Source organism: Bradyrhizobium sp. HKCCYLRH2060 (assembly GCF_051168135.1).
In the GTDB taxonomy this organism is placed as follows: Bacteria; Pseudomonadota; Alphaproteobacteria; order Rhizobiales; family Xanthobacteraceae; genus Bradyrhizobium.
Genome location: NZ_JBNPUK010000014.1, coordinates 101705 through 123666 on the forward strand (window position 1 = coordinate 101705; position 21962 = coordinate 123666).

General features: G+C 64.4%; 21 protein-coding genes. 13 read left to right on the forward strand and 8 right to left on the reverse strand.

The annotated features are described in order from the left end of the window. Positions 1 to 2: 2 nt before the first annotated feature. The 3 genes from urtC to urtA form a co-directional block, all read right to left on the reverse strand. Complete coding sequence (gene urtC / locus ACQR10_RS25020; RefSeq protein ID WP_315804703.1) at positions 3 to 1166, reverse strand: urea ABC transporter permease subunit UrtC; 1164 nt, start codon at positions 1164 to 1166, stop codon at positions 3 to 5. Continuing rightward, positions 1163 to 2761, reverse strand: coding sequence for an urea ABC transporter permease subunit UrtB (gene urtB / locus ACQR10_RS25025; RefSeq protein ID WP_434848598.1), 1599 nt, complete (start codon positions 2759 to 2761; stop codon positions 1163 to 1165). The genes urtC and urtB overlap by 4 nt, the downstream gene beginning before the upstream one ends. A gap of 103 nt (positions 2762 to 2864) precedes the next feature. Beyond that, a complete protein-coding gene (gene urtA, locus ACQR10_RS25030; RefSeq protein WP_315804702.1) occupies positions 2865 to 4187 on the reverse strand; it encodes an urea ABC transporter substrate-binding protein in 1323 nt (440 codons plus the stop codon). Between the two features lie 508 nt (positions 4188 to 4695). On the opposite strand from urtA, the gene ACQR10_RS25035 reads away from it, so the two are divergent. From ACQR10_RS25035 to ACQR10_RS25045, 3 genes are all read left to right on the forward strand, one after another. Next, positions 4696 to 6105 (forward strand): DEAD/DEAH box helicase, encoded by a 1410-nt coding sequence (locus ACQR10_RS25035; protein WP_315804840.1) that lies wholly within the window; start codon positions 4696 to 4698, stop codon positions 6103 to 6105. A gap of 24 nt (positions 6106 to 6129) precedes the next feature. Further along, positions 6130 to 6420, forward strand: coding sequence for a translation initiation factor IF-1 (infA, locus tag ACQR10_RS25040; RefSeq protein ID WP_315713821.1), 291 nt, complete (start codon positions 6130 to 6132; stop codon positions 6418 to 6420). Positions 6421 to 6721: 301 nt separating this feature from the next. Then, positions 6722 to 6934, forward strand: coding sequence for a cold-shock protein (locus tag ACQR10_RS25045; RefSeq protein ID WP_006612155.1), 213 nt, complete (start codon positions 6722 to 6724; stop codon positions 6932 to 6934). A 172-nt stretch (positions 6935 to 7106) separates the two neighbouring features. Here ACQR10_RS25045 and ACQR10_RS25050 read toward each other — a convergent pair whose 3' ends face one another. From ACQR10_RS25050 to ACQR10_RS25065, 4 genes are all read right to left on the reverse strand, one after another. Beyond that, positions 7107 to 7667 carry a TadE/TadG family type IV pilus assembly protein gene (locus ACQR10_RS25050; protein ID WP_315804700.1) on the reverse strand — a complete coding sequence of 187 codons (561 nt, stop codon included), beginning with the start codon at positions 7665 to 7667 and terminating at the stop codon, positions 7107 to 7109. A gap of 68 nt (positions 7668 to 7735) precedes the next feature. Further along, entirely contained in the window at positions 7736 to 8281 is a 546-nt protein-coding gene (locus tag ACQR10_RS25055) for a TadE/TadG family type IV pilus assembly protein (protein ID WP_315804699.1), read from the reverse strand. A gap of 530 nt (positions 8282 to 8811) precedes the next feature. Continuing rightward, positions 8812 to 9312, reverse strand: coding sequence for a pilus assembly protein N-terminal domain-containing protein (locus ACQR10_RS25060; RefSeq protein WP_315804698.1), 501 nt, complete (start codon positions 9310 to 9312; stop codon positions 8812 to 8814). A gap of 134 nt (positions 9313 to 9446) precedes the next feature. After that, entirely contained in the window at positions 9447 to 10274 is an 828-nt protein-coding gene (locus ACQR10_RS25065; RefSeq protein ID WP_315804697.1) for a sterol desaturase family protein, read from the reverse strand. A 451-nt stretch (positions 10275 to 10725) separates the two neighbouring features. Between ACQR10_RS25065 and ACQR10_RS25070 the strand changes: the two genes are divergently transcribed. The 10 genes from ACQR10_RS25070 to ACQR10_RS25115 all read left to right on the forward strand — a co-directional run bounded on the left by ACQR10_RS25070 (position 10726) and on the right by ACQR10_RS25115 (position 20975). Then, positions 10726 to 10890: a Flp family type IVb pilin gene (locus ACQR10_RS25070; protein ID WP_231317342.1), complete on the forward strand. Its 165-nt coding sequence runs from the start codon at positions 10726 to 10728 to the stop codon at positions 10888 to 10890. Between the two features lie 326 nt (positions 10891 to 11216). After that, positions 11217 to 11741, forward strand: a complete 525-nt coding sequence (locus tag ACQR10_RS25075; RefSeq protein WP_316216461.1) for an A24 family peptidase — start codon at positions 11217 to 11219, stop codon at positions 11739 to 11741. A gap of 126 nt (positions 11742 to 11867) precedes the next feature. After that, the gene (gene cpaB / locus ACQR10_RS25080) at positions 11868 to 12668 is read left to right on the forward strand and encodes a Flp pilus assembly protein CpaB (protein ID WP_315713815.1); all 801 of its coding nucleotides are present in this window, start codon (positions 11868 to 11870) and stop codon (positions 12666 to 12668) included. Positions 12669 to 12685: 17 nt separating this feature from the next. Then, positions 12686 to 14167 (forward strand): type II and III secretion system protein family protein, encoded by a 1482-nt coding sequence (locus ACQR10_RS25085; protein WP_316177235.1) that lies wholly within the window; start codon positions 12686 to 12688, stop codon positions 14165 to 14167. Positions 14168 to 14189: 22 nt separating this feature from the next. Then, positions 14190 to 14930 (forward strand): CpaD family pilus assembly protein, encoded by a 741-nt coding sequence (locus ACQR10_RS25090; RefSeq protein WP_316216460.1) that lies wholly within the window; start codon positions 14190 to 14192, stop codon positions 14928 to 14930. Next, positions 14927 to 16195: an AAA family ATPase gene (locus ACQR10_RS25095; RefSeq protein WP_315804695.1), complete on the forward strand. Its 1269-nt coding sequence runs from the start codon at positions 14927 to 14929 to the stop codon at positions 16193 to 16195. Before ACQR10_RS25090 ends, ACQR10_RS25095 begins: the two co-directional genes overlap by 4 nt. A 21-nt stretch (positions 16196 to 16216) precedes the next feature. Then, entirely contained in the window at positions 16217 to 17680 is a 1464-nt protein-coding gene (locus tag ACQR10_RS25100; protein WP_316177231.1) for a CpaF family protein, read from the forward strand. A gap of 11 nt (positions 17681 to 17691) precedes the next feature. Further along, positions 17692 to 18666: a type II secretion system F family protein gene (locus tag ACQR10_RS25105; RefSeq protein WP_315804693.1), complete on the forward strand. Its 975-nt coding sequence runs from the start codon at positions 17692 to 17694 to the stop codon at positions 18664 to 18666. A gap of 8 nt (positions 18667 to 18674) precedes the next feature. Next, the gene (locus tag ACQR10_RS25110; protein WP_315753445.1) at positions 18675 to 19649 is read left to right on the forward strand and encodes a type II secretion system F family protein; all 975 of its coding nucleotides are present in this window, start codon (positions 18675 to 18677) and stop codon (positions 19647 to 19649) included. A gap of 84 nt (positions 19650 to 19733) precedes the next feature. Beyond that, on the forward strand, positions 19734 to 20975 hold the full coding sequence (locus tag ACQR10_RS25115; RefSeq protein WP_315804692.1) for a Zn-dependent hydrolase: 1242 nt from the start codon (positions 19734 to 19736) through the stop codon (positions 20973 to 20975). A 25-nt stretch (positions 20976 to 21000) separates the two neighbouring features. On the opposite strand, the gene ACQR10_RS25120 is transcribed toward ACQR10_RS25115, so the two are convergent. Continuing rightward, entirely contained in the window at positions 21001 to 21807 is an 807-nt protein-coding gene (locus tag ACQR10_RS25120; RefSeq protein WP_315804691.1) for a tetratricopeptide repeat protein, read from the reverse strand. Positions 21808 to 21962: the final 155 nt, after the last annotated feature.

Genomic DNA, 21962 nt, shown 5'->3' on the forward strand with positions numbered 1-21962 from the left:
GCTCACTCCGCCATCTTGGGTTCGGTGACGCCGTCCTCGCGGGCGGCGCTCTCGGCGTTCAGCCTCCTGCTGCCGAGCTGATCCCACCAGGAATTGAAGGTGCCGATAATGCCTTTGGGCAACAGCAGAGTGACGAGCACGAACAATGCGCCGAGCATGAACAGCCAGTAGGGCGCCAGCACGCCCGAAGTGAAGAAGGTCTTGGCGTAGTTCACGACGACGGCGCCAAGCGCAGCCCCGACCAGCGTGCCGCGGCCGCCGACCGCGACCCAGATCACGGCCTCGATCGAATTGCCGGGCGCGAACTCGGAGGGGTTGATGATGCCGACCTGCGGGACGTAGAGCGCGCCGGCGACGCCGGCCATGCAGGCCGACAGCGTGAACACGAACAGCTTGTAGGACTCGACGCGGTAGCCGAGGAAGCGCGTCCGCGACTCGGCGTCGCGGATCGCGATCAGCACCTTGCCGAGCTTCGATGACACGACCGCCCGGCAGATCAGGAACGCCAGAATGAGCGCAAGGCAGCTCAGCGCGAACAGCGCGGCGCGGGTGCCTTCCGCCTGGACGTTGAAGCCGAGAATGTCCTTGAAGTCGGTCAGGCCGTTGTTGCCGCCGAAGCCGAAATCATTGCGGAAGAAGGCGAGCAGCAGCGCGTAGGTCATCGCCTGGGTGATGATCGACAGATACACGCCGGTGACGCGCGAGCGGAAGGCGAGCCAGCCGAAGCAGAAGGCGAGCAGGCCGGGCACCACGAGCACCATCAAAGCTGCAAACCAGAACATGTCGAAGCCGTGCCAGTACCAGGGCAGCTTGGAATAGTTCAGGAACACCATGAAGTCCGGCAGGATCGGGTTGCCATAGACGCCCCGGGTGCCGATCTGGCGCATCAGATACATGCCCATCGCGTAGCCGCCGAGCGCGAAGAACGCGCCATGGCCAAGCGAGAGAATGCCGCAATAGCCCCAGATCAGGTCGATCGAGAGCGCCAGGATCGCGTAGCAGACATATTTGCCCCACAGCGCGACCAGATAGGTCGGCACCTGCAAGGCCGAGCCGGCCGGCAGCAGCAGGTTGGACAGCGGGATCAGCACGCCGCAGGCGGCGACCACGAGCACGAAGATGGTTGCGGCGCGATCGAGCGACCGGGTGAGGACGTGCGGCATCATGCTTCCACCGCCCGGCCCTTGAGCGCGAACAAGCCGCGCGGGCGCTTCTGAATGAACAGGATGATCAGCACCAGGATCGCGATCTTGCCGAGCACGGCGCCGGCGACCGGCTCCAGGAACTTGTTGGCGATGCCCAGCGTGAAGGCGCCGACCAGCGTGCCCCAGAGATTGCCGACGCCGCCGAACACCACGACCATGAAGGAATCGATGATGTAGCTCTGGCCGAGGTTCGGGCTGACATTGTCGATCTGCGACAGCGCCACGCCGGCGATGCCGGCAATGCCTGAGCCGAGCCCGAAGGTGAGCGCATCGACCCGCGAGGTCGCGATGCCCATCGAGGCCGCCATGCGCCGGTTCTGTGTCACCGCGCGCATCTCCAGACCAAGCGCAGTGTAGCGCAGCATCGCCAGCAGGATGGCGAACACGGCCATCGTGAAGCAGAGGATCCAGAGCCGGTTGTAGGTGATGGTGATCTGGCCGAGCTCGAACGCACCGCTCATCCAGGAGGGATTGCCGACCTCGCGGTTGGTCGGACCGAACGCCGTGCGCACCGCCTGCTGCAGGATCAGCGACAGGCCCCAAGTCGCGAGCAAGGTTTCCAACGGACGCCCGTAGAGGAAGCGAATGATGGTGCGCTCGATCAGCACGCCGATCGCGCCGGCGACCAGGAAGGCGAGCGGGACGGCAATCAGCAGCGAATAGTCGAACAGCGCCGGGTACCGCGTGCGGATGACCTCCTGCACGACAAAGGTGGTGTAGGCGCCGAGCATCACCATCTCGCCATGGGCCATGTTGATGACGCCCATCACCCCGAAGGTGATGGCGAGGCCGATGGCGGCGAGCAGCAGCACCGAGCCGAGCGACAGGCCGTACCAGGCGTTCTGCACGCCGGACCAGATTGCGAGCGAGCTCTGGATCGATGAGATCGCGCTGGCAGCAGCCTTGGTGACGGTGGCCGGCTGGTCGCCGCCGCTGATCTCGGTCAGCAGCGCAAGCGCCTCCTGGTCGCCGCGCGACCTGATGGTGGCGACCGCTTCAAGCTTGTCCACCTCGCTCGCGTCGGACTTGAACAGGAGGATGGCAGCCCGCGCCTCGGTCAACGCCTGCTTGACCGCGCGATTGGTTTCCTTGGCGAGCGCCGATTCCACCGTCGGCAGCGTCGCCTCCTCATGCGACTTGAACACCGATTTGGCGGCGGTCAGGCGTGTGTTGGTATCCGGCGACAACAGCGTCAGGCCACCCAGCGCAGCATCCACGCTGCGCCGGAGCCGGTTGTTGAGGCTGACCGCCGCGGCATTGTCCGGAAGCTTGTCGACGGCAGCGCCGGTCGCGGCATCGATGATCTTGCCGTCGGTCTGCTTGACATAGACCTTCTTGGTTTCGGCATCGAACATCAGCCGCTCGTCCTGGAGCGCGCTGATGATCGGAAAAGCCAGCGGGTTGCCCGACACCGCGATCTCGCCGACGGCCTCGTTCGTGTCCGAGAAATCATCGTTCGCGAGCTTCGCGACCGACTCTTCGAAACTGGCTGCGAAGGCGGGAACGGAAACAGCGATCAGGGCGAGCAAAACAAGCAGACGGCGAATGATCGCCAGAAAAACAGCAGGCACTGGACAACCCCGGCAGGAGTTCAGGAGGTCAAGAGAAGGCGGCAACATCGCCGCCTTCTCCTGTCGTCATGGTCGCGTCAGGTCGGGATCAGGAGCCCGAGCCCAGGCACTTGTTGGTCTTGACGTTGAAGTTGCCGCACTTCTTGCCGACCCAATCGCCGATCAGGTCCTTCGAGCCCTCGAGCTCCTTCGACCAGGCGTCGCCCGGGACGAGATCCTTGGTCTTGTAGACGACGCTGAACTGGCCATCGCCCTTGATCTCGCCGATGAACACCGGCTTGGTGATGTGGTGGTTCGGCAGCATCTTCGACACGCCGCCGGTCAGGTTCGGCGCCTCGATGCCCGGGAGCGCGTCGATGACCTTGTCCGGATCGGTCGACTTCGCCTTCTCGACCGCCTTCACCCACATGTTGAAGCCGATATAGTGGGCCTCCATCGGGTCGTTGGTCACGCGCTTCGGGTTCTTGGTGTAGGCCTGCCACTCCTTGATGAACTTCTCGTTCGCCGGGGTCTTGATCGACTCGAAATAGTTCCAGGCAGCGAGATGGCCGACCAGCGGCTTGGTGTCGATGCCGGCGAGCTCTTCCTCACCCACCGAGAACGCGACCACCGGGATGTCCTTGGCCTTGATGCCCTGGTTGCCGAGCTCCTTGTAGAACGGAACGTTGGCGTCGCCGTTGATGGTCGAGACCACGGCGGTCTTCTTGCCGGCCGAGCCGAACTTCTTGATGTCGGCCACGATCGTCTGCCAGTCGGAGTGACCGAACGGCGTGTAGTTGATCATGATGTCGTCCTGAGCCACGCCCTTCGACTTCAGGTAGGCTTCGAGGATCTTGTTGGTGGTGCGCGGATAGACGTAGTCGGTGCCGGCCAGCACCCAGCGCTTCACCTTCTCTTCCTTCATCAGGTAGTCGACCGCCGGGATCGCCTGCTGGTTCGGCGCCGCACCGGTGTAGAACACGTTGCGCTCGCTCTCCTCGCCCTCGTACTGGACCGGGTAGAACAGGATGCTGTTGAGCTCCTTGAACACCGGCAGCACCGACTTGCGCGACACCGAGGTCCAGCAGCCGAACACGACCGCGACCTTGTCCTTGGTGATCAGCTCGCGCGCCTTCTCGGCGAACAGCGGCCAGTTCGAGGCGGGGTCGACGACGACGGCCTCGAGCTTCTTGCCGAGCACGCCGCCCTTCTTGTTCTGTTCGTCGATCAGGAACAAGATCGTATCCTTCAGCGTGGTCTCGCTGATGGCCATGGTGCCGGACAGAGAATGCAGAACGCCAATCTTGATGGTGTCGTCAGCGGCCTTGGCCGGGCCAAAGCCGGCTGCGCCGAGCGCCAGGCCGGCAGCAGCAGCCAGCCAGCGACGGCGGCTGAACGGCGCCGTTAATTCCTGAGTGAGTCGAGTAAGCATGAGGTAATATCTCCCTGACGCAGACGTGCTTCGCAGCCAAGGCGGCCGGCGGTCTGCGGCGGAAGAATCGCAAGAAGTGTGCCATGCCGTGCACATCTGGTAAGGCATTGACACAAAAGTGGAACTTCGCGCTCTCGTGGCGCGAGGTCGCTGCCTTCTGCTATCGAATTGAGCAAGCTCGATGATTAATCAGATAGCACATAGCGCAGGATTTGTGCACTTTGTTTTGAATGGCTAAATTTAAAGCAGCCGGGTACCACCCGGAAAGCCGATCCGTTGCGCAGCGGCCTTGCATGTGCCGTCCACCTGTTCCATATATCCGGTAGATCGAGGCGAATCGGCCGGATCTTTGCAAGCCGCGTGTTCTTTAGCTCGACCCGAGCTTCTGGCTTTGCATTCTCACCCATCCAATCTAGGCGCTCCAAACACGCGGGTGTCTCTCAACCACCCACCCGCGTCCGGCTGCCTGCCGACACGGGCCTTATCCTCTTATGGAAAGCCCAATCTTTTGACATCCTTCCAGGATTTTAACCTCGCCGACGCGCTGACGCGCGCGCTGAAGGAAGAGAACTACACCACCCCCACCCCGATCCAGGCCCAGACCATCCCGCTCGCGCTCGAAGGCCGCGACGTGATCGGCATCGCCCAGACGGGAACCGGCAAGACGGCTTCGTTTGCGCTGCCGATCCTTCACCGCCTGCTGCAGAACCGGATCAAGCCGCAGCCGAAGACGGCACGCGTGCTGGTGCTGAGCCCGACCCGCGAATTGTCGGGTCAGATCCTCGACAGCTTCAACACCTACGGCCGGCACATCCGCCTGAGCTCGGCGCTCGCGATCGGCGGCGTGCCGATGGGACGCCAGGTCCGCGCTGTGATGCCCGGCCTCGAAGTGCTGGTTGCCACCCCTGGCCGGCTGCTCGATCTGGTCCAGAGCAACGCTTTGAAGCTGACCCATGTCGAGTTCCTGGTGCTCGACGAAGCCGACCGCATGCTCGACATGGGCTTCATCAACGACATCCGGAAGATCGTGGCCAAGCTGCCGATCAAGCGGCAGACGCTGTTCTTCTCGGCCACCATGCCTAAGGACATCGCCGAGCTCGCGGACGCCATGCTGCGCGACCCCGCGCGGGTCGCGGTGACCCCCGTCTCCTCGACGGTCGAGCGCATTGCGCAGCGCGTGATCCACGTCGACCACTCGGCCAAGCCGAACCTTCTGGCTCAGTTGCTCAAGCAGGAGCCAGTCAACCGCGCGCTGGTGTTCACCCGGACCAAGCACGGCGCCGACAAGGTCGTGAAGAGCCTGGAAAAGGCCGGCATCCCGTCCCAGGCGATCCACGGCAACAAATCGCAAAATCACCGCGAGCGCACTCTGGCCGCCTTCCGCTCCGGCGAGATCCGCACCCTGGTCGCGACCGACATCGCGGCGCGCGGCATCGACGTCGACGGCGTCAGCCATGTCGTCAATTTCGACCTGCCGAACGTGCCCGAAACCTACGTCCACCGGATCGGCCGCACGGCGCGCGCCGGTGCCGAGGGCGTTGCGATTTCGCTCGTGGCGGGATCGGACGAGCTGTCCTATCTTCGCGACATCGAACGGCTGATCAAGATCTCGCTGCCGCGCGACGATCGCCGCACGCCCGGCCTCCGCGAAGCTGCAGCACCGGCTAAACCGCCTCAGCGCGGTGGCCGTCCTGGCATGCAGAATGCGCGGACCAACGAGGGTGGCACCGCCGCAAAAGGCCCTCGCCGTCGCCGTCGTTCCAATGCTAAGATGGCGTCTCTGCCAGGCAATCGTCAGGAGCCCCAGCGGCCGTCGCAAGGCGGCGGCAAGGCCGGGTCGATTCAAGGCGTTGCTTTCCTGCATCGCGAGGGCAGACCCAAAAACCACGCTCACAACCGCAACCAACGGCCAAACTAGACGTCTATCGATCTGGAGAAAGACATGGCTAAGGAAGAGCTGATCCAGTTCGAAGGGCTGGTCACCGAAATCCTTCCCGATGCACGCTATCGGGTACAACTCGACGCGGGGCACGAGATCGTTGCCTACACCGCCGGCAAGATGAAAAAGAATCGCATCAAGACGCTCGCGGGAGACCGCGTGACCGTCGAGATGTCGCCCTACGACCTCGAAAAGGGTCGGCTGATCTTCCGCCACAAGGACGAGCGTGCCAGCTCGCCCGGCGGTCCTCCGCGTGGCGCAGCGCAGCGCGGCGGCCAGTTCCGTCGGCGCTAGGGGGATTGGGCGGAGCAATGTTCCGCCCGGCCCGGCGGATTGATCAAGCCTTGCGCAATCAGCGACAATTCAGCGCGTCGGCATCGAGCCGGCGCGTCAAAAAATCATGCACTCTCGCGCAGCTCAGGATTGTTTTGCGCGGGCATTTCCAATAATATATCCCGCAATCGATTTTCGGCCGGACGAGATTAGCTATTACCGGTACAGCCGGTTCAGACGCTGACGACCCTTCCAAAAATTCGATCTAACCAGCCCAGGAGACTGGGTTACGCATTTGGTATCTGAGAAGGGAACTACCCCCGTGAGCATGGGAACCGTGAAGTGGTTTAACGCAACCAAGGGCTATGGCTTCATTCAGCCGGACGACGGCGGCAACGACGTGTTCGTGCACATCAGCGCCGTCGAGCGCGCTGGTCTCGGCACGCTGCGCGAAGGCCAGAAGATCTCCTACGAGATCGTGGCGGACCGCCGTTCGGGCAAGTCGTCGGCCGACAATCTCCGCGCCGCCAATTGAGCGACGCCAGGGCAATCGCCTACGATTGCCCACCTGGACAACGAAAGGCCGCCTTGTGCGGCCTTTTTTATTTGCCGGCTGTTCGCCGTCGGATTGTGATCGCCCTGGAACGCCGTCTGCTGCCCGCGCGCAAGCGGACCCGGCACCGCGCAGGATTAGTCCGGCGCTCAGCTCAGCAGGAGGTCGCCGGGCTATACATCACACAGGTCGACTGCCGCGGCCGGGTATAGGCGACGTCGCTGAGATTGACGCCCGTCTTGCCCATGACGTAGCCGATCGTCGGAACGTATTGGTAGTTCACCTCGCTGAAGATCAGATAGGTGCCGGACACCAGCAATTCAGCCGGCACGCCGACCGTCATGCCCACGGTCCGCGGCGTCGACCCCTTACTCCACTTCACCGTCGCCTGCATGGTGGTGGGATCGACATAGAGTTCGGTGATCGTCGCATTCACCGGCGTGGTCGAGTACGGATACATGATGCCGGTCGAGGCGGCGAAGAAGTTCGACATGTCGCTGTCGCCGACCGTGGTCGACTGCGACGTCAGATCGGACAGGGTGCGCGCCATCAAAGTGACCTTGCGGTCGACGGCGATGGCCGAGCAGAATTCGACCGTGCCGAAGAACATCACCAGCATCAGCGGCACGATGAATGCGAACTCGGTGGCCGCGACACCGCGACAATCGGCAGCGAAGGCGTCGATGCGACGCCACAGGCGCAGGCGCGAAGACATACCCGGCATTCTTCCCAACGGCATGATGAATTCCTGGTGTCCCTCAGAAGCAGCTCGCGAGGTCCGTGTTATGAATACGGCTCGTTCTTGAATGCGGCCGTACCCACCAGCAGCCGCTTGCTGCCGCTCAGGTTGGCGATGTTGTAGCCGAGGCCGGTCACGAAGATCGGCCACTGATAAAACAGCCTGACGACGACAATGTCTCCGGCGGCGCCCGGACTGTAGGTCATGTTGTTGACGAAGTTGCCGCTGTTGTCGATCTGGTTGCTGATCGAGACGCTCCCGAACGAGGAGTAGCTCTTCACATCGATATAGATCTTGTTGCAGTCGAACAGCGCGGGAACCTGGGTGCAGACGTAGCTCGCGAACTGCGACTGCGTATAGGAGCCCTGTTGCGCCTGTCCGGTCAGGATCATGCGCGCCGAGTCCTGCGTGATGGTCTCGAGCACCTGGCCGGCAAAGAACATCAGCGCCGTTTCGATGATCGCGAACAGCAGCGCAAAGAAGACCGGCGCGACCAGCGCGAATTCGAGCGCGGCCGATGCCCGCCTGTTGCGCCGGAAGCGGCGCAGCAGCCGGCGCATCGAAGCGGTCGAGGAGACGGAGGCTTGCATGGGGTCATCCGGACTGGAAAGGCACATCAACCTGAGTGAAACGAATAGCGGAAACTCCTTGGGAAAGAGTTTCCTACGATACGGACAGTATGGCCCGCCGCATCAACGTCCCGCTAACCATGCTTGGGCAGGGCGATCGCATATGGTGAAAAAGCTGGGCGCGCAGTCTTTTCGCGACCATCCTTCGAGACGCCCGCCTTCGGCGGGCTCCTCAGGATGAGGGCCTTTCTCCGCCGCAAAGCTGTTGATCCTCATGGTGAGGAGCGTCGCTCTTGCGACGCGTCTCGAACCACGAGGCCATGAAAGGTCCGCCCGGGAAAACCATATGCGATCGCCCTGCATGCTTGGGGGGTCGCTCGCAGTCAGCCCTTTGAGGCAGCGCCACCTGTCCGATCCGACCATCGAAACCAAACGAATCGGGCTATCGAGCCGCAGCGCCAGCGGCAAGGCTCACCGCATCGTCGGTGCGGACGCCCGTGGAAATGCGGTCAGACATCCATCGACCCGGCCAAGCATGGCCAAGCCAGCGCTCAGTTGGTCTTCGACGCCGCTGCCGCGTTGCCGCTCGCCGTGCTGGACATCGTTCCAGCCTGGTCGAGCACCGATTTGAAGTAGTTGTCGCCGTCGCCCAAGGTCACCCGGCGCTGGCAGATCGGCATGCAGCTATAGGTCTCACGATCGACGCCGCGATACACCGTGACGAGCTGGTCGGTGGGTCCGGCGACCTGGATCTGGCGATCGATCAGCACCTGTCCGCCGCGATCCATCGCAATGAAGTTGGTGGCACCGTAGCTCTTGCCGGTGACGACGATGATGCCGCCGCTCTGCAAGGTCACATCGGCGATCATCGGATTGCCGACGACGAGGGTCGCGACCCGGTCGGGCAACTTGACCAGCTTGGCCTGGTCGACATTCACGGCGATGGCAGGATCGGGTTCCGCCGAGGCGGCAGCCGGCCACAGCAGCACGGCGGCGACAGCCGCCCGCAATGCGAAGGAAACAGAAGGACGACGCGATACACAGAACGACATACTCAACCCCGGGACCTTGACGAGCCGTCTCAAGCGATACGCAGCGGTGACGGCGCCCGACGCGGCAAATCTGCGCTCAATTGGTGAACGTTCTGCAAACGCCGCCATCTCAGCTCGGGCGGTTGCAGAACACGTCATCTTCGGAACGGAAACGCGAGCTGACCGCCGAACTCACCGGGCATCGTCGCCTCGTCCTTGCCGTAGGCCATGGGCAACTGCCCCTCCGGCATCCGGAACGTGCCGAACAGGATGTCCCAGATCGGGAACGTGCCGGCGAAATTGGTGTTGCCGCCCTGCTCCATCGACGTGTGGTGCCAGCGATGGAAGACGGGCGTGGCGAGGACATATTTCAGCGGGCCCAGCGTCCAGTTGAGATTGGCGTGGACGAAGGCCGAATGGAACGTCGTGAACGGTCCAACCCAGATCATGACATTGGGCGAGATGCCGGCCATCAGGAGGATGACGTCGACCGCGATCGTGCCGAGGATCAGGTTGATGGGATGGAAGCGGGCCGCCGAAATCCACTCCAGATCTTCCGAGGAGTGGTGGACCGCGTGGTATTTCCAGAACTCGCCGCCATGGAACAGACGATGCGTCCAGTACAGCATGAAGTCGGAGAGCACGAGAAAGAGCAGCCCCTGCAGCCATTCCGGAAGCTGCGCCAGCGGGCCGTGCCCGTTCTCATAGAAGGCGATCAACTCGTCGGCGTCGCGGATCTTGAAGAGAACGCTGGCGCCGAGCACGAGAAAGCCGATGCGGAGCACCCGCGCGAACACCGGCACGAAGAACCAGTAGACCACGTCGGTGACGAGCTCGCGCTTCTGCCACCACGGCTTGCCGGGATTGCAGGCCCAGAAGTGGCTGAGCACCGAGAACACCACCGCCAGCACCAAGGTGATCGGCAGCACCTTCTCGATGGTCTGGCCGAGCATCAGCGCGACTTCCCATGGCAGACCGGACATCACATTCCTCATCTCATGAACTGTTCCGAGGGGTACTCCTTGGCGCTTAAGGAGCCGTGAACCTCGTGGCCGGCCGAGCTGGGCTGCCGATCGGTCCAGCACGATCAACGCGGAGCCAAGGGCTCGCCGGCCAGGTCGACGGGACGATATGCCTATGGTGCGGAATGCGGCGCAGGCTCCTGCGATGGAAACATTGGGCGCGGCAGTGGAAGCTCGCGCTCATCTTTTCAGCGAGATTGGCACGGCGCGTGCCGTGGATCATTTAGAATGATCACGGTCCGCTTCATCCTACGTTTACTCTGCACAATAACAGCCATTTGTCGCCGGGTTTCGGCGACCGAATTAACTACGCCGAAATTCCTGCCCCCTAGGGTGGCCGCATGGTCACGGTGCTGAGAACGCCGCAACGACCAGAGTTTGTTCGACCAGCCACGTGTACATGGAGTTACCTATGAAGAATCTTCTTGCTCGCTTCGTGAAGGATGAATCCGGCGCGACCGCGATCGAATACGGTCTGATCGCCGCCGGCATCTCGCTCGCGATCATTGCCGCAGTGAACGGTCTCGGCTCCAGCCTGAGCTCCAAGTTCGGCGCGATCAACACCTCGCTGAAGTAAGCGGTCGTCACGGCCGAGCAAAGAAGGCCCCGGACATCCGGGGCCTTTATCATTTCCACCTTCAGCTCCGCGGCGTTCAGTGATGCGTAACCACGTTTTGTCCGCAGCCGCGTCCCGGCCTCCGCCCAGCGGGACCGACGTCGCCTTGCGTTGGATCTGCGGCGGCCTCGGCCTGTCCATCCTCGCTCTGGCGGCCCGCATCGTCAGCGTCTGGTGAGATCGACAACCGGCCGGCCATTCCGGCCGTTTCCCGATCATTTATTTCTTGCAGCTAGACTCTGGCGCAGCGGCGCACCCATGCCCCGCGTCGATGCCATTGAGAGCCCATGACCCTCGATCTCGCGCGCCTCCTGCTGTTTCCGGCCCTGATGGCCTTTGCCGCGGCGAGCGACCTGTTCACGATGACCATTTCGAACCGGGTCTCCCTGGCGCTCGTCGCCGGCTTCCTGGTTCTGGCGCCGCTGAGCGGGATGAGCATGGCAGACATGCTGATGCATCTCGGTGCCGGCGCGACCTTGCTGGTGATTGCGTTCACGTGCTTTGCATTCGGCTGGATCGGCGGCGGTGACGCCAAGGTTGCATCCGCCGCCGCCCTGTGGTTCGGCTTCGCCCACCTGATGAACTACCTGTTGTACGCCTCGATCTTCGGCGGCGTGCTCACCCTCGCTCTCATGCAGTTCCGGCAATGGCCGTTGCCCTACATGCTGGCGGGGCAACCCTGGCTTGCACGCCTGCACGCCAAGGAGAGCGGCGTGCCCTATGGCATCGCGCTCGCCCTGGGCGCTCTGATGGTCTATCCGGAGACCGATTGGGTGAAGGCGATCGACGCTGCGCGTCTTGCATTTCTCTGAACACACCGTGTCAACGCGGTGTTAAGGCGATTTAGATACGCCTCATTAACCATGCTTTGACGAATAACTGCTCAACTCCCATCACGGCGGCGGAAACGTCGCGGCGTCATGTGGAAAGTGAAGCGTATGAATACCGCACGCATTGTGGTTCTGACCATCGCTGTAGGCGCTGGCGGCGTGGCCGCATATCTCGCGAGCGGGTCCGACGACCGGCCGGCTCAAGTCGCCGCGCCCGCGCCGCAGATGCCGACCGTCGACGTTCTCGTCGCCAAGGGCGACATCGCCCTCGGCCAATCCCTCAAGCCCGAAGATCTGCAGTGGCAGAGCTGGCCGGCGGCCACGGCCAGCGCCAGCTTCATCCGCCGCAACGAGCGGCCCGAAGGACAGACGCAGATCACCGGCACGATCGCGCGGGCGCCGTTCATTGCCGGCGAGCCCATCCGCGAACAGAAGCTCGTCAAGGCCGACGGCTCGGGCTTCATGGCCGCGATCCTGCCGGCCGGCATGCGCGCCGTGTCCACCGAGATTTCGCCGGAAACCGGCGCCGGCGGCTTCATCCTGCCGAACGACCGCGTCGACGTGATCCTGTCCAAGCGCGAACGCAATCCGGATCAGCCCAACGCGGGCGACGTCGTCAGCTCCGATATCATCCTGTCGAACATCCGCGTGCTGGCGATCGATCAGGCCCCCAAGGAAAAGGACGGCCAGACCACGGTGGTCGGCAAGACCGTCACGCTGGAGCTGAAGCCGGAACAGGCCGAGACGCTCGCGCGTGCCCGTCAAACCGGAACGCTGTCCCTGGCGCTCCGCAGCATCGCCGACGTCAACGTGGCCGAGCGCCGCACGGACGAGACCAGCCGCAAGCGCAGCGACAGCGTTGCCGTCGTCCGCTTCGGCATTCCCAGCACGATGACGACGCAGAAGTGAGCAAGAGGACCACCCAGATGACCTGCAGCGAAAATCAGCGGAAGATGCGGACCCTATTGGTCCGTGCGCTGTCGTTTTCGGCCGCCGCTGCGCTGACCCTCAATCCGGCGATCGCGCCGGTGATCGCGGCAGACTATCGCCCGGCGACTGCAGCCGCCGCCGCGGACGGCCAGAACAATGCACGTTTCCTTGCGCTCGGCATCGGCAAGTCCGTCGTCATCGATCTGCCGCGCGATATCAAGGACGTTCTTGTTGCCGATCCGAAGATCGCGAATGCCGTCGTGCGCTCCTCTCAGCGCGCCTACATCATCGGTGCGGCGATCGGTCAGACGAATATCGTCTTCTTCGACGCGCAGGGCCAGCAGATCGCGGCCTACGACATCGCGGTCAAGCGCGACCTGAACGGCGCGCGGGCGGCGCTGAAGCAGTTGCTGCCGAATGCCGATATCCAGATCGAGGGCCTCGCCGACAGCATCGTGCTGACCGGCTCGGCGTCGAGCCAGATCGAAGCCCAGCAGGCCGGCGAACTGGCCGCCCGGCTCGCCGGCGGCGCCGACAAGGTCGTCAACTCGATCACCGTGCGCGGCCGGGACCAGGTCATGCTGAAGGTGACTGTCGCCGAGGTACAGCGCTCGGTCGTCAAGCAGCTCGGCATCGATCTCTCCGGCCAGCTCAACTACGGAACGGCTGTTATCAAATACGCGAACTCCAATCCGTTCACCGCCTACGGCAGCAATCTCGTCTCCAACAACGCCGTGACCGCGTCGTTAGGCGGAGCGACCCCGACGGTGCAGGCGACACTGCGCGCGATGGAGAACGCGGGCGTGATCCGTACGCTCGCGGAACCCAATCTGACCGCCATCTCGGGCGAGTCCGCGACCTTCATCGCCGGTGGCGAGTTTCCGGTTCCCGCCGGTTACTCCTGCGATCCGACGACCCATGTCTGTACGACGCAGATCAGCTTCAAGAAGTTCGGCATCTCGCTCAACTTCACGCCCGTCGTGCTCAGCGAGGGCCGGATCTCGATGCGGGTGATGACCGAGGTCTCCGAGCTCTCAAACGAGAATTCGATCACGCTGTCGCAAGCCGTCAGCGCGTCGACGGTCAACTCGTTGACGGTTCCCTCGATCAAGACCCGCCGCGCCGAGACCACGCTGGAGATTCCTTCCGGCGGCGCCATGGCGATGGCCGGCCTGATCCAGCAGCAGACCAAGCAGGCGATCAGCGGCATGCCGGGCCTGATGCAGCTGCCGGTCCTCGGCGCGCTGTTCCGCAGCCGCGACTACGTCAACAACCAGACCGAGCTGATGGTTCTGGTGACGCCGTTCGTCGTCCGCGCCGTGGCACAGAAGGATCTCTCCCGCCCAGACGACGGCTTTGCGGCCGCCTCCGATCCCCAGGCCGATCTCCTGGGCAGCATCAACCGCATCTACGGCGTACCCGGCCGGGTCGAACCCGGACGCAACTATCGCGGCACCTATGGCTTCATCACGGACTGAGCCGGGACAAGGACCTGCAACGATGACCACGAAACCCAGCCCCGCTCGACACCGCCGACTGCAACTTGCCGTGGCCCTGGCCGGCGCAGCGGTCCTGCTCGGCGCTTGCAACTTCCGCAGAGATCCGTCCGTGACGGCCAGCATCCCCGACGACTACCGGCTGCGCCACCCGATCGCGATCCAGGAGGCCCCGGACTCCCTGGTCGTCTTCGTCGGCCAGGGCCGTGGCGGCCTGACGGCCGAGCAGCGCGCCGACGTGATGGGACTGGCCCAGAGCTGGATTCGCCAAGGCACGGGCGGGATCAGCGCCGACGTGCCGAGCGGCACCCCCAACGCACGGGCGGCCGCCGACTCGATGCGGGAGATCCACTCCCTGCTGGCCGCCGCCGGCGTCCCGCCGCACGGCATCACCGTCCGCAACTATCAGCCGAAGGACCCGCGCCAGATGGCCGCGATCCGGCTGAGCTATCCAAAACTGTCGGCCACGGCGGGGCCCTGCGGGATCTGGCCGGACGACCTCGGGCCGTCGATCAAGAACAAGAACTGGTTCGACAACAAGCCTGACTGGAACTACGGCTGCGCCTACCAGCGCAACATGGCGGCAATGGTTGCAAACCCGTCGGACCTCGTGCAGCCGCGATCCGAAACGCCGTCCTATACCACCCGGCGCACGGCGTTGTTCGACAAATATCGCAAGGGACAATCAACCGCGATCACGTATCCAGAGGCCGACAAGGCCAAACTCAGCGACACAGGCAAATGATCAGCTACGCCCGACAGACCCAAGAGGAGCAGCCTGACGTCGTGCCGCCGCCGGCCGACGATCACATCGCGCCCGCGCCGCGCGTGTCCGTGCAGGCGTTCTGTGAGACGGTGGAAACCGCCGCCACGGTTCAGGCCGCCGGTGAGGACCGGCGCCTCGGCAAGGCCCATCTGAAGGTTCAGATGGGCGGCATGGCGGCGGCGATCGAGGCCTACCGGTCTGCCCCGACCCCGAACGTCATCATCCTGGAGACGGATGCGCGCACCGACATCCTGGCCGGCCTGGATCAGCTCGCTACGGTTTGCGACCCCGGCACGCGCGTCGTCGTGATCGGCCGCGTCAACGACGTCACGCTGTATCGCGAGCTGGTTCGGCGCGGCGTCAGCGACTATGTGCTGTCGCCAGTGACGCCGATCGACGTCGTCCGCTCGATCTGCAACCTGTTCTCGGCGCCGGAAGCCAAGGCTGTCGGGCGGATCATTGCCGTCGTCGGCGCCAAGGGCGGCGTCGGAGCCTCGACCCTGGCCCATAACATCGCCTGGGCGATCGCGCGCGACCTGGCGATGGACTCCGTGGTGGCAGATCTTGATTTGGCGTTCGGCACCGCCGGCCTCGACTACAACCAGGATCCTGCGCAGGGCATCGCGGACGCCGTGTTCTCACCGGACCGGATCGACATCGCCTTCATGGACCGGCTGTTGTCGAAATGCACCGATCATCTGAGCCTGCTGGCCGCGCCTGCGACGCTCGACCGGGTCTATGATTTCGGCGCTGAGGCATTCGATGCGGTGTTCGACACGCTGCGGGCCTCGATGCCCTGCATCGTGCTCGATGTTCCGCATCAATGGGCAGGCTGGACCAAGCGGGCGCTGATCTCCGCGGACGACATCCTGATCGTCGCGGCGCCGGATCTCGCCTCGCTGCGCAACACCAAGAACATGTTCGATCTCCTCAAGGCCGCCCGGCCGAACGATCGCATGCCGCTCTACTGCTTGAACCAGGTCGGCGTTCCCAAGCGGCCCGAGATCAATGCGAGCGAGTTCGCCAAGGCGATCGAAAGCCCACCGATCGCAACGATCCCGTTCGAGCCGCAGATCTTCGGCGCGGCCGCCAACAACGGCCAGATGATTGCGGAAATGTCTCCCAGCCATCGGACGACGGAGATGTTTCTCCAGATCGCGCAGCGGCTCACCGGCCGCAGCGAGACAAAGAAGCCGAAAGGCTCCTTCCTGTCGCCTCTGCTGGACAAGCTGAGGGCGAAGTAAGCACGCGTGGAGTTCTAAGTCGTGTTTGGTAAGCGTAGCGGATTGGACAACGATACCAGAGCCCTCAGGCCGGCCGCGCCGGCGCCCGAGCCGGCGCCGGCTGCGCCACGCGCGGCGGCTCCGGCCGTGCCGTCGCCACCTCTGGCTCCGACCCGGCAGGCTCCGCCGCCGCCGCCACCGGTTGTCGAGGCCCGGCGCTCGGACAGTTACTATCAGGTCAAGGCGACGATCTTCGGAGCGCTGATCGAAGCGATCGATCTCGCTCAGCTGGCCAAGCTCGACGGCGAATCCGCGCGCGAGGAAATCCGCGACATCGTCAACGAGATCATCGCGATCAAGAATATCGTGATGTCGATCGCCGAGCAGGAAGAGCTGCTCGACGATATCTGCAACGACGTGCTCGGCTATGGCCCGCTGGAGCCGCTGCTGTCGCGCGACGACATCGCCGACATCATGGTCAACGGCGCCGGCACGGTCTTCATCGAAGTCAACGGCAAGATCCAGCGCACGGGCATCCGGTTCCGCGACAACCAGCAGCTCCTGAACATCTGCCAGCGCATCGTCAGCCAGGTCGGCCGCCGCGTCGACGAATCCTCGCCGATCTGCGACGCGCGTCTCGCCGACGGCTCGCGCGTCAACGCCATCGTTCCGCCGCTGGCGATCGACGGCCCCGCGCTCACCATTCGTAAGTTCAAGAAGGACAAGCTGACCCTCGATCAGCTGGTCAAGTTCGGCGCGATTTCGCCGGAGGGCGCGGAGATCCTGCAGATCATCGGTCGCGTCCGCTGCAACGTGCTGATCTCCGGCGGTACCGGTTCGGGCAAGACCACGTTGTTGAACTGTCTGACCAACTACATCGATCACGACGAGCGCGTCATCACCTGCGAGGACGCCGCCGAACTCCAACTGCAGCAGCCACACGTGGTTCGCCTCGAAACCCGCCCACCCAACATCGAAGGCGAAGGCCAGGTGACCATGCGTGAGCTGGTGAGAAACTGCCTGCGTATGCGGCCCGAGCGCATCATCGTCGGCGAGGTCCGCGGCCCCGAGGCATTCGACCTGCTGCAGGCCATGAACACCGGTCACGACGGATCGATGGGCACGCTGCACGCCAACAACCCGCGCGAAGCGTTGTCCCGCTGCGAATCCATGATCACAATGGGCGGCTTCTCGCTGCCGTCGCGGACCATCCGTGAGATGATCTGCGCCTCGATCGACGTCATCGTCCAGGCGGCGCGCCTGCGCGACGGCTCCCGCCGCATCACGCACATCACCGAGGTGATGGGCATGGAAGGCGACACCATCATCACCCAGGACATCTTCCTCTACGACATGATCGGCGAGGACGCGAACGGCAAGATCATCGGGCGCCACCGCTCGACCGGAATCGGCCGGCCGCGGTTCTGGGAGCGCGCGCGCTACTACGGCGAAGAGAAGCGGCTTGCGGCTGCGCTCGACGCCGCCGAAGTCGCGAGCAAGGACTGAGGAGAGACCCCATGAAGCTGCAGGCTCTCGCCCTTGCCTTCCTCGCCGCCACCGCGATCGGCGGCATCGCCTGGGTGTTCCTCTACCCCCTGCTGTCTGGCGAGCGGAAGGCCGAGCAACGGCGCAGCACCGTCGCCAAGTCCGAGCCGGTGGTCCGCCAGGCCGAACGCAGTCAGCGCTCGCGCCGCGAGCAGGTCGAATCCTCGCTGAAGGACCTCGAAGCGAAGGCCCAGAAGCAGAGCAAAGTCCCGCTGAACATGCGGATTTCGCAGGCTGGGCTCGACTGGACCGTGCAGAAATTCTGGATCGTTTCCGGTGTCCTCGGCTTCGTCGTCTGCGCCGTTGCCTTCTTCGCCGGCGGCGGCCCGCTCGGCGCGCTCGGGCTTGGCTTCGCCGCCGGTCTCGGTCTGCCGCGCTGGATCCTCGGCTACCTCAAGAAGCGGCGCGAGAAGAAATTCCTGGCGGCATTGCCGGACGCCGTCGACGTGATCGTGCGCGGCATCAAGGCCGGCCTGCCGCTGTTCGAATCCATCAAGGTCGTCGCCGCCGACGCGCCGGAGCCTTTGCGCAGCGAGTTCCTCGGGATCATCGAGACCCAGGCGATCGGCATGCCGCTCGGCGAGGCTTGTGCGCGGCTCTACGAACGGATGCCGCTTCCCGAAGCCAACTTCTTCGGCATCGTCATCGCGATCCAGCAGAAGTCGGGCGGCAATCTCTCCGAGGCGCTCGGCAACCTCTCGAAGGTGCTGCGCGACCGCAAGAAGATGAGCGAGAAGATCCAGGCGATGTCGATGGAGGCGAAGGCGTCCGCGGGCATCATCGGATCGCTGCCGCCGATCGTGATGCTGCTGGTCTATCTGAGCACGCCCGAGTACATCTCGTTGCTCTGGACCCATCCGACCGGCCAGCTGATGCTGGTCGGCTGCGTGATCTGGATGTCGATGGGCATCCTGGTCATGAAGAAGATGATCAATTTCGATTTCTGAGGTGGACCATGGTCGACATTCTGGTCTCCAAGCTGCACGACCCGCACTTCATGACGATGTTCTTCGCCGCCATCGCGGCGACGGCCACCGTCTATACGCTGATCATGCCGCTGTTCGCAGGCGAGAACCTGAACAAGCGCATGAAGGCGGTCGCCAGCGAACGCGAGCGGATCAAGCAGCGCGAGCGCGAGCGGTTGAACGCCGGCGAGAAGGTCTCGCTGCGGCAGACGCCGAAGCAGCTCATCTCTCGCGTGGTGGAGGATTTCAACCTCACCAAATGGCTCGCCCAGGAGGCGGCCCGCGAGAAGCTCATCATGGCGGGCTACCGCGGCCAGGCGCCCTACATCACCTTCCTGTTCGCGCGCCTGGTGACGCCGCTGGTGCTGTTCGTCGGGTCCGTGCTGTACGTCTTCGTGATCGCGCATCTGCAGAAGTCGATGCCGGTCAAGATCGGCATCTGCGTCGGCATGGCCTATCTCGGCCTGCAGGCGCCGATGCTGTTCCTCAGCAATGCGATCTCCAAGCGCCAGCTGTCGATCAAGCGCGCGTTTCCCGACGCGCTCGACCTGCTGCTGATCTGCATCGAATCCGGCATGTCCATCGAAGCCGCCTTCCGCAGGGTTGCCATCGAAATCTCGAGCCAGTCGATCGCATTGTCGGAGGAGTTCACGCTGACCACCGCGGAGCTCTCCTATCTGCAGGACCGCAAGGTCGCCTATGAGAACCTCGCCCGCCGCACCGGCCTCGAGGGCGTGAAGTCGGTCTGCCTCGCGCTCCAGCAATCGGAGCGCTACGGCACCCCGCTCGGGCAATCGCTGCGCGTGATGGCGCAGGAAAATCGCGACATGCGCATGAACGAGGCCGAGAAGAAGGCCGCGGCGCTGCCGCCGAAGCTGACGGTGCCGATGATCCTGTTCTTCCTGCCGGTGCTGTTCGTGGTCATTCTGGGACCGACCGGCATCAAGGTCGCGGCCATGCAGTAGACGTAGACCGCTCGCGAGAAATTTCGCTTGCGGTCAGGGCTCTACCCTGGAAGCTAGGCGGAGCATGATCGAGGTCTCCGCCTGATGTCCGACAAGCTCCGCCGCGCCGACGGCGCCCGCGTCCTGGCCGATCTGAACGCACTGCGCGCCTTCGGCACCTACAAGACCGGCGTGCACCGGCCGACCTTCTCCGACGCCCATCGTCAATCGCTCGCTTGGCTCGCCGAGCGCCTGCCCGATGCGCAGCTGACGCCTGATATCGACGGCATCGGCAACGTGCTGGGCACCAGCGCCAAGCCCGGCCCCAAGCTGCTGGCCGGATCGCATCTGGAGAGCCAGAATCAGGCTGGCTGGCTCGACGGCCCGCTCGGCGTCGTCTACGCGCTGGAGGCGGCGCGCGTGCTCAATCCCGATCCGTCTATTGTCGGTGCGGTGGAGATCGCCTCCTGGTGCGACGAGGAGGGCCATTTCGGCAGCATGCTCGGCAGCCGCTCCTATGTCGGCGACGTCAGCGAGGCCGAAATCGATGCTGCCCGCGACCGCAGCAGCCCGCGCACGCTGCGGGAGGCGCTTGCCGAGATGGGCCTTGCCGGACGGCCGCGCCTGCAGGCCGAGCCCGGCCGGCATATCGGCTATCTCGAAGCTCATATCGAGCAGGGCGACACGCTCGAGGCGGGCGAGCTCAAGATCGGCGTCGTCACCTCGATCGTCGGCATCTGGCAATACCGCATCACCTTCACCGGCGAGCAGAACCATGCCGGCACGACGCGGATGGCGGTGCGCAAGGATGCCGGGCTCGCGCTCGCCAAGTTCTGCGTCGCGATCGACGCGCGCTTTCCGGCCGCCTGCGGCCCGCGCACGGTGTGGACCACGGGACGCATCACGCTCGATCCGGGCGCACCGAGCATCATCCCCGGCCAGGCCGAGATGCTGTTCCAGATCCGCGACGACAATGCCGCCGTGGTCGACCGGCTCGAAGAGCTGCTGCGCGAGATGGCTGCGCAGGCGTCAGACGCAGGTCCCTGCCATGTCGCCGTCGAGCGCATCCGTACCGGCGCGCCAGCCATGATGGACGGCACGTTCCAGGATGCGGTCGAGGCCGCCAGCCGCGATCTCGCCGCCGGCAGGTCGCTGCGGATGCCGAGCGGCGCCGGACACGACGCGCAGGTGCTGGCCACCATCATGCCGGCGGGCATGCTGTTCGTGCCGTCGATCGGCGGCATCAGCCATCACTGGACCGAGAACACCGCCGATGCCGACATCGTCACCGGCGCCGACGTGTTCGTCGATACCTGCCGCCGCCTGCTGGCGGGCGCCACACGATAAGGCCCGCCATCAGCGAGGCACGTCGTCAGTCCGGCGGATTGAGCGCGGCCATCGGCGCCGCGTTGCGCGCCTTGCCCTTGCTTTGGCTCTGCCCCTGGATCATCTGCTTCAGGTAGGCGACGTTGGCGGCGGCCTCGTCCGGCGGCAGATCGGCCCGCGCGATCTGCTCGGCCTCCGCGAAGCGTCCCTGCAGGCCGACGACGAGCGCGAGGTTCTGACGCACCCGTGCGTCCGCCCGCTGCGAGCCGTAGGCCTGGCGCAGCACCTCCTCGGCCTTCGGCAGCTCCCGCGTCAGCATGTAGGACAGGCCGAGATTGGAGAGCACCGAGGGCTCGCCGGGCACGATCTTCAGCGCGCTGTCGTAATAGCGCCGCGCCTCCTCGTGGCGGCCCATCTGGTCCAGCGCGGTGCCCTGCACCGACAGCAGCTTCCAATCGGGATTGTCGGGCGAATGCGCGCGCGACAGCACGTCGAATGCGAGCTTGAAATTGCCGTTGTCGGCCAGCGCTCGGCCATAGGCCGCGAGCACGGTCTTGTTGCCCGCGTTGGCGAGCGTGGCCTGCTCCAGCACCGCAACCGCCTGCTCACGCTGGCCGTTGTTGCGCAGTGCCTGGCCATAGGCGACGGCAATGGCCGCATCCTTGGGATTGGCGCGGTAGCGCTCGCCATAGACCTCGACCGCGCGCTGCGGGGTCGCGGGCGGTGGCTCGGCGCGACTGCCTAGCGAGCCCGTGACGTCGGACATGGTCTGGCAGCCGCCGAGTCCCGCAGCGACGAGCGCGGCGAAGGCGACGGACGCGAGGAGCCGGGGAATGGAAGGCGGTTGACGCATGTCACTTGGACTCGACCGGGCGAATTGAACGCGCCAGCAATAAACTGTTAACGCTAACAGCCGGTTAATGGCGCGATCCCGGCGCAGCCGTCACATTTGCGTCGGCTTGCGGGCGAGGCGCCCGGCGCGATTGCGGCGGCCCTCAAACTCTGCGA

Bases quoted from the DNA above. Each gene is read 5' to 3' on its own strand.
- ACQR10_RS25085 (WP_316177235.1), top strand. From the start codon at position 12,686: ATGACCTGCAGCGAAAATCAGCGGAAGATGCGGACCCTATTGGTCCGT.
- ACQR10_RS25105 (WP_315804693.1), top strand. From the start codon at position 17,692: ATGAAGCTGCAGGCTCTCGCCCTTGCCTTCCTCGCCGCCACCGCGATC.
- ACQR10_RS25065 (WP_315804697.1), bottom strand. From the start codon at position 10,274: ATGTCCGGTCTGCCATGGGAAGTCGCGCTGATGCTCGGCCAGACCATC.
- ACQR10_RS25095 (WP_315804695.1), top strand. From the start codon at position 14,927: ATGATCAGCTACGCCCGACAGACCCAAGAGGAGCAGCCTGACGTCGTG.
- ACQR10_RS25110 (WP_315753445.1), top strand. From the start codon at position 18,675: ATGGTCGACATTCTGGTCTCCAAGCTGCACGACCCGCACTTCATGACG.
- ACQR10_RS25090 (WP_316216460.1), top strand. From the start codon at position 14,190: ATGACCACGAAACCCAGCCCCGCTCGACACCGCCGACTGCAACTTGCC.
- urtA (WP_315804702.1), bottom strand. From the start codon at position 4,187: ATGCTTACTCGACTCACTCAGGAATTAACGGCGCCGTTCAGCCGCCGT.
- urtC (WP_315804703.1), bottom strand. From the start codon at position 1,166: ATGATGCCGCACGTCCTCACCCGGTCGCTCGATCGCGCCGCAACCATC.
- ACQR10_RS25050 (WP_315804700.1), bottom strand. From the start codon at position 7,667: ATGTCTTCGCGCCTGCGCCTGTGGCGTCGCATCGACGCCTTCGCTGCC.
- ACQR10_RS25075 (WP_316216461.1), top strand. From the start codon at position 11,217: ATGACCCTCGATCTCGCGCGCCTCCTGCTGTTTCCGGCCCTGATGGCC.
- ACQR10_RS25070 (WP_231317342.1), top strand. From the start codon at position 10,726: ATGAAGAATCTTCTTGCTCGCTTCGTGAAGGATGAATCCGGCGCGACC.
- ACQR10_RS25120 (WP_315804691.1), bottom strand. From the start codon at position 21,807: ATGCGTCAACCGCCTTCCATTCCCCGGCTCCTCGCGTCCGTCGCCTTC.
- ACQR10_RS25115 (WP_315804692.1), top strand. From the start codon at position 19,734: ATGTCCGACAAGCTCCGCCGCGCCGACGGCGCCCGCGTCCTGGCCGAT.
- infA (WP_315713821.1), top strand. From the start codon at position 6,130: ATGGCTAAGGAAGAGCTGATCCAGTTCGAAGGGCTGGTCACCGAAATC.
- cpaB (WP_315713815.1), top strand. From the start codon at position 11,868: ATGAATACCGCACGCATTGTGGTTCTGACCATCGCTGTAGGCGCTGGC.
- ACQR10_RS25060 (WP_315804698.1), bottom strand. From the start codon at position 9,312: ATGTCGTTCTGTGTATCGCGTCGTCCTTCTGTTTCCTTCGCATTGCGG.
- ACQR10_RS25055 (WP_315804699.1), bottom strand. From the start codon at position 8,281: ATGCAAGCCTCCGTCTCCTCGACCGCTTCGATGCGCCGGCTGCTGCGC.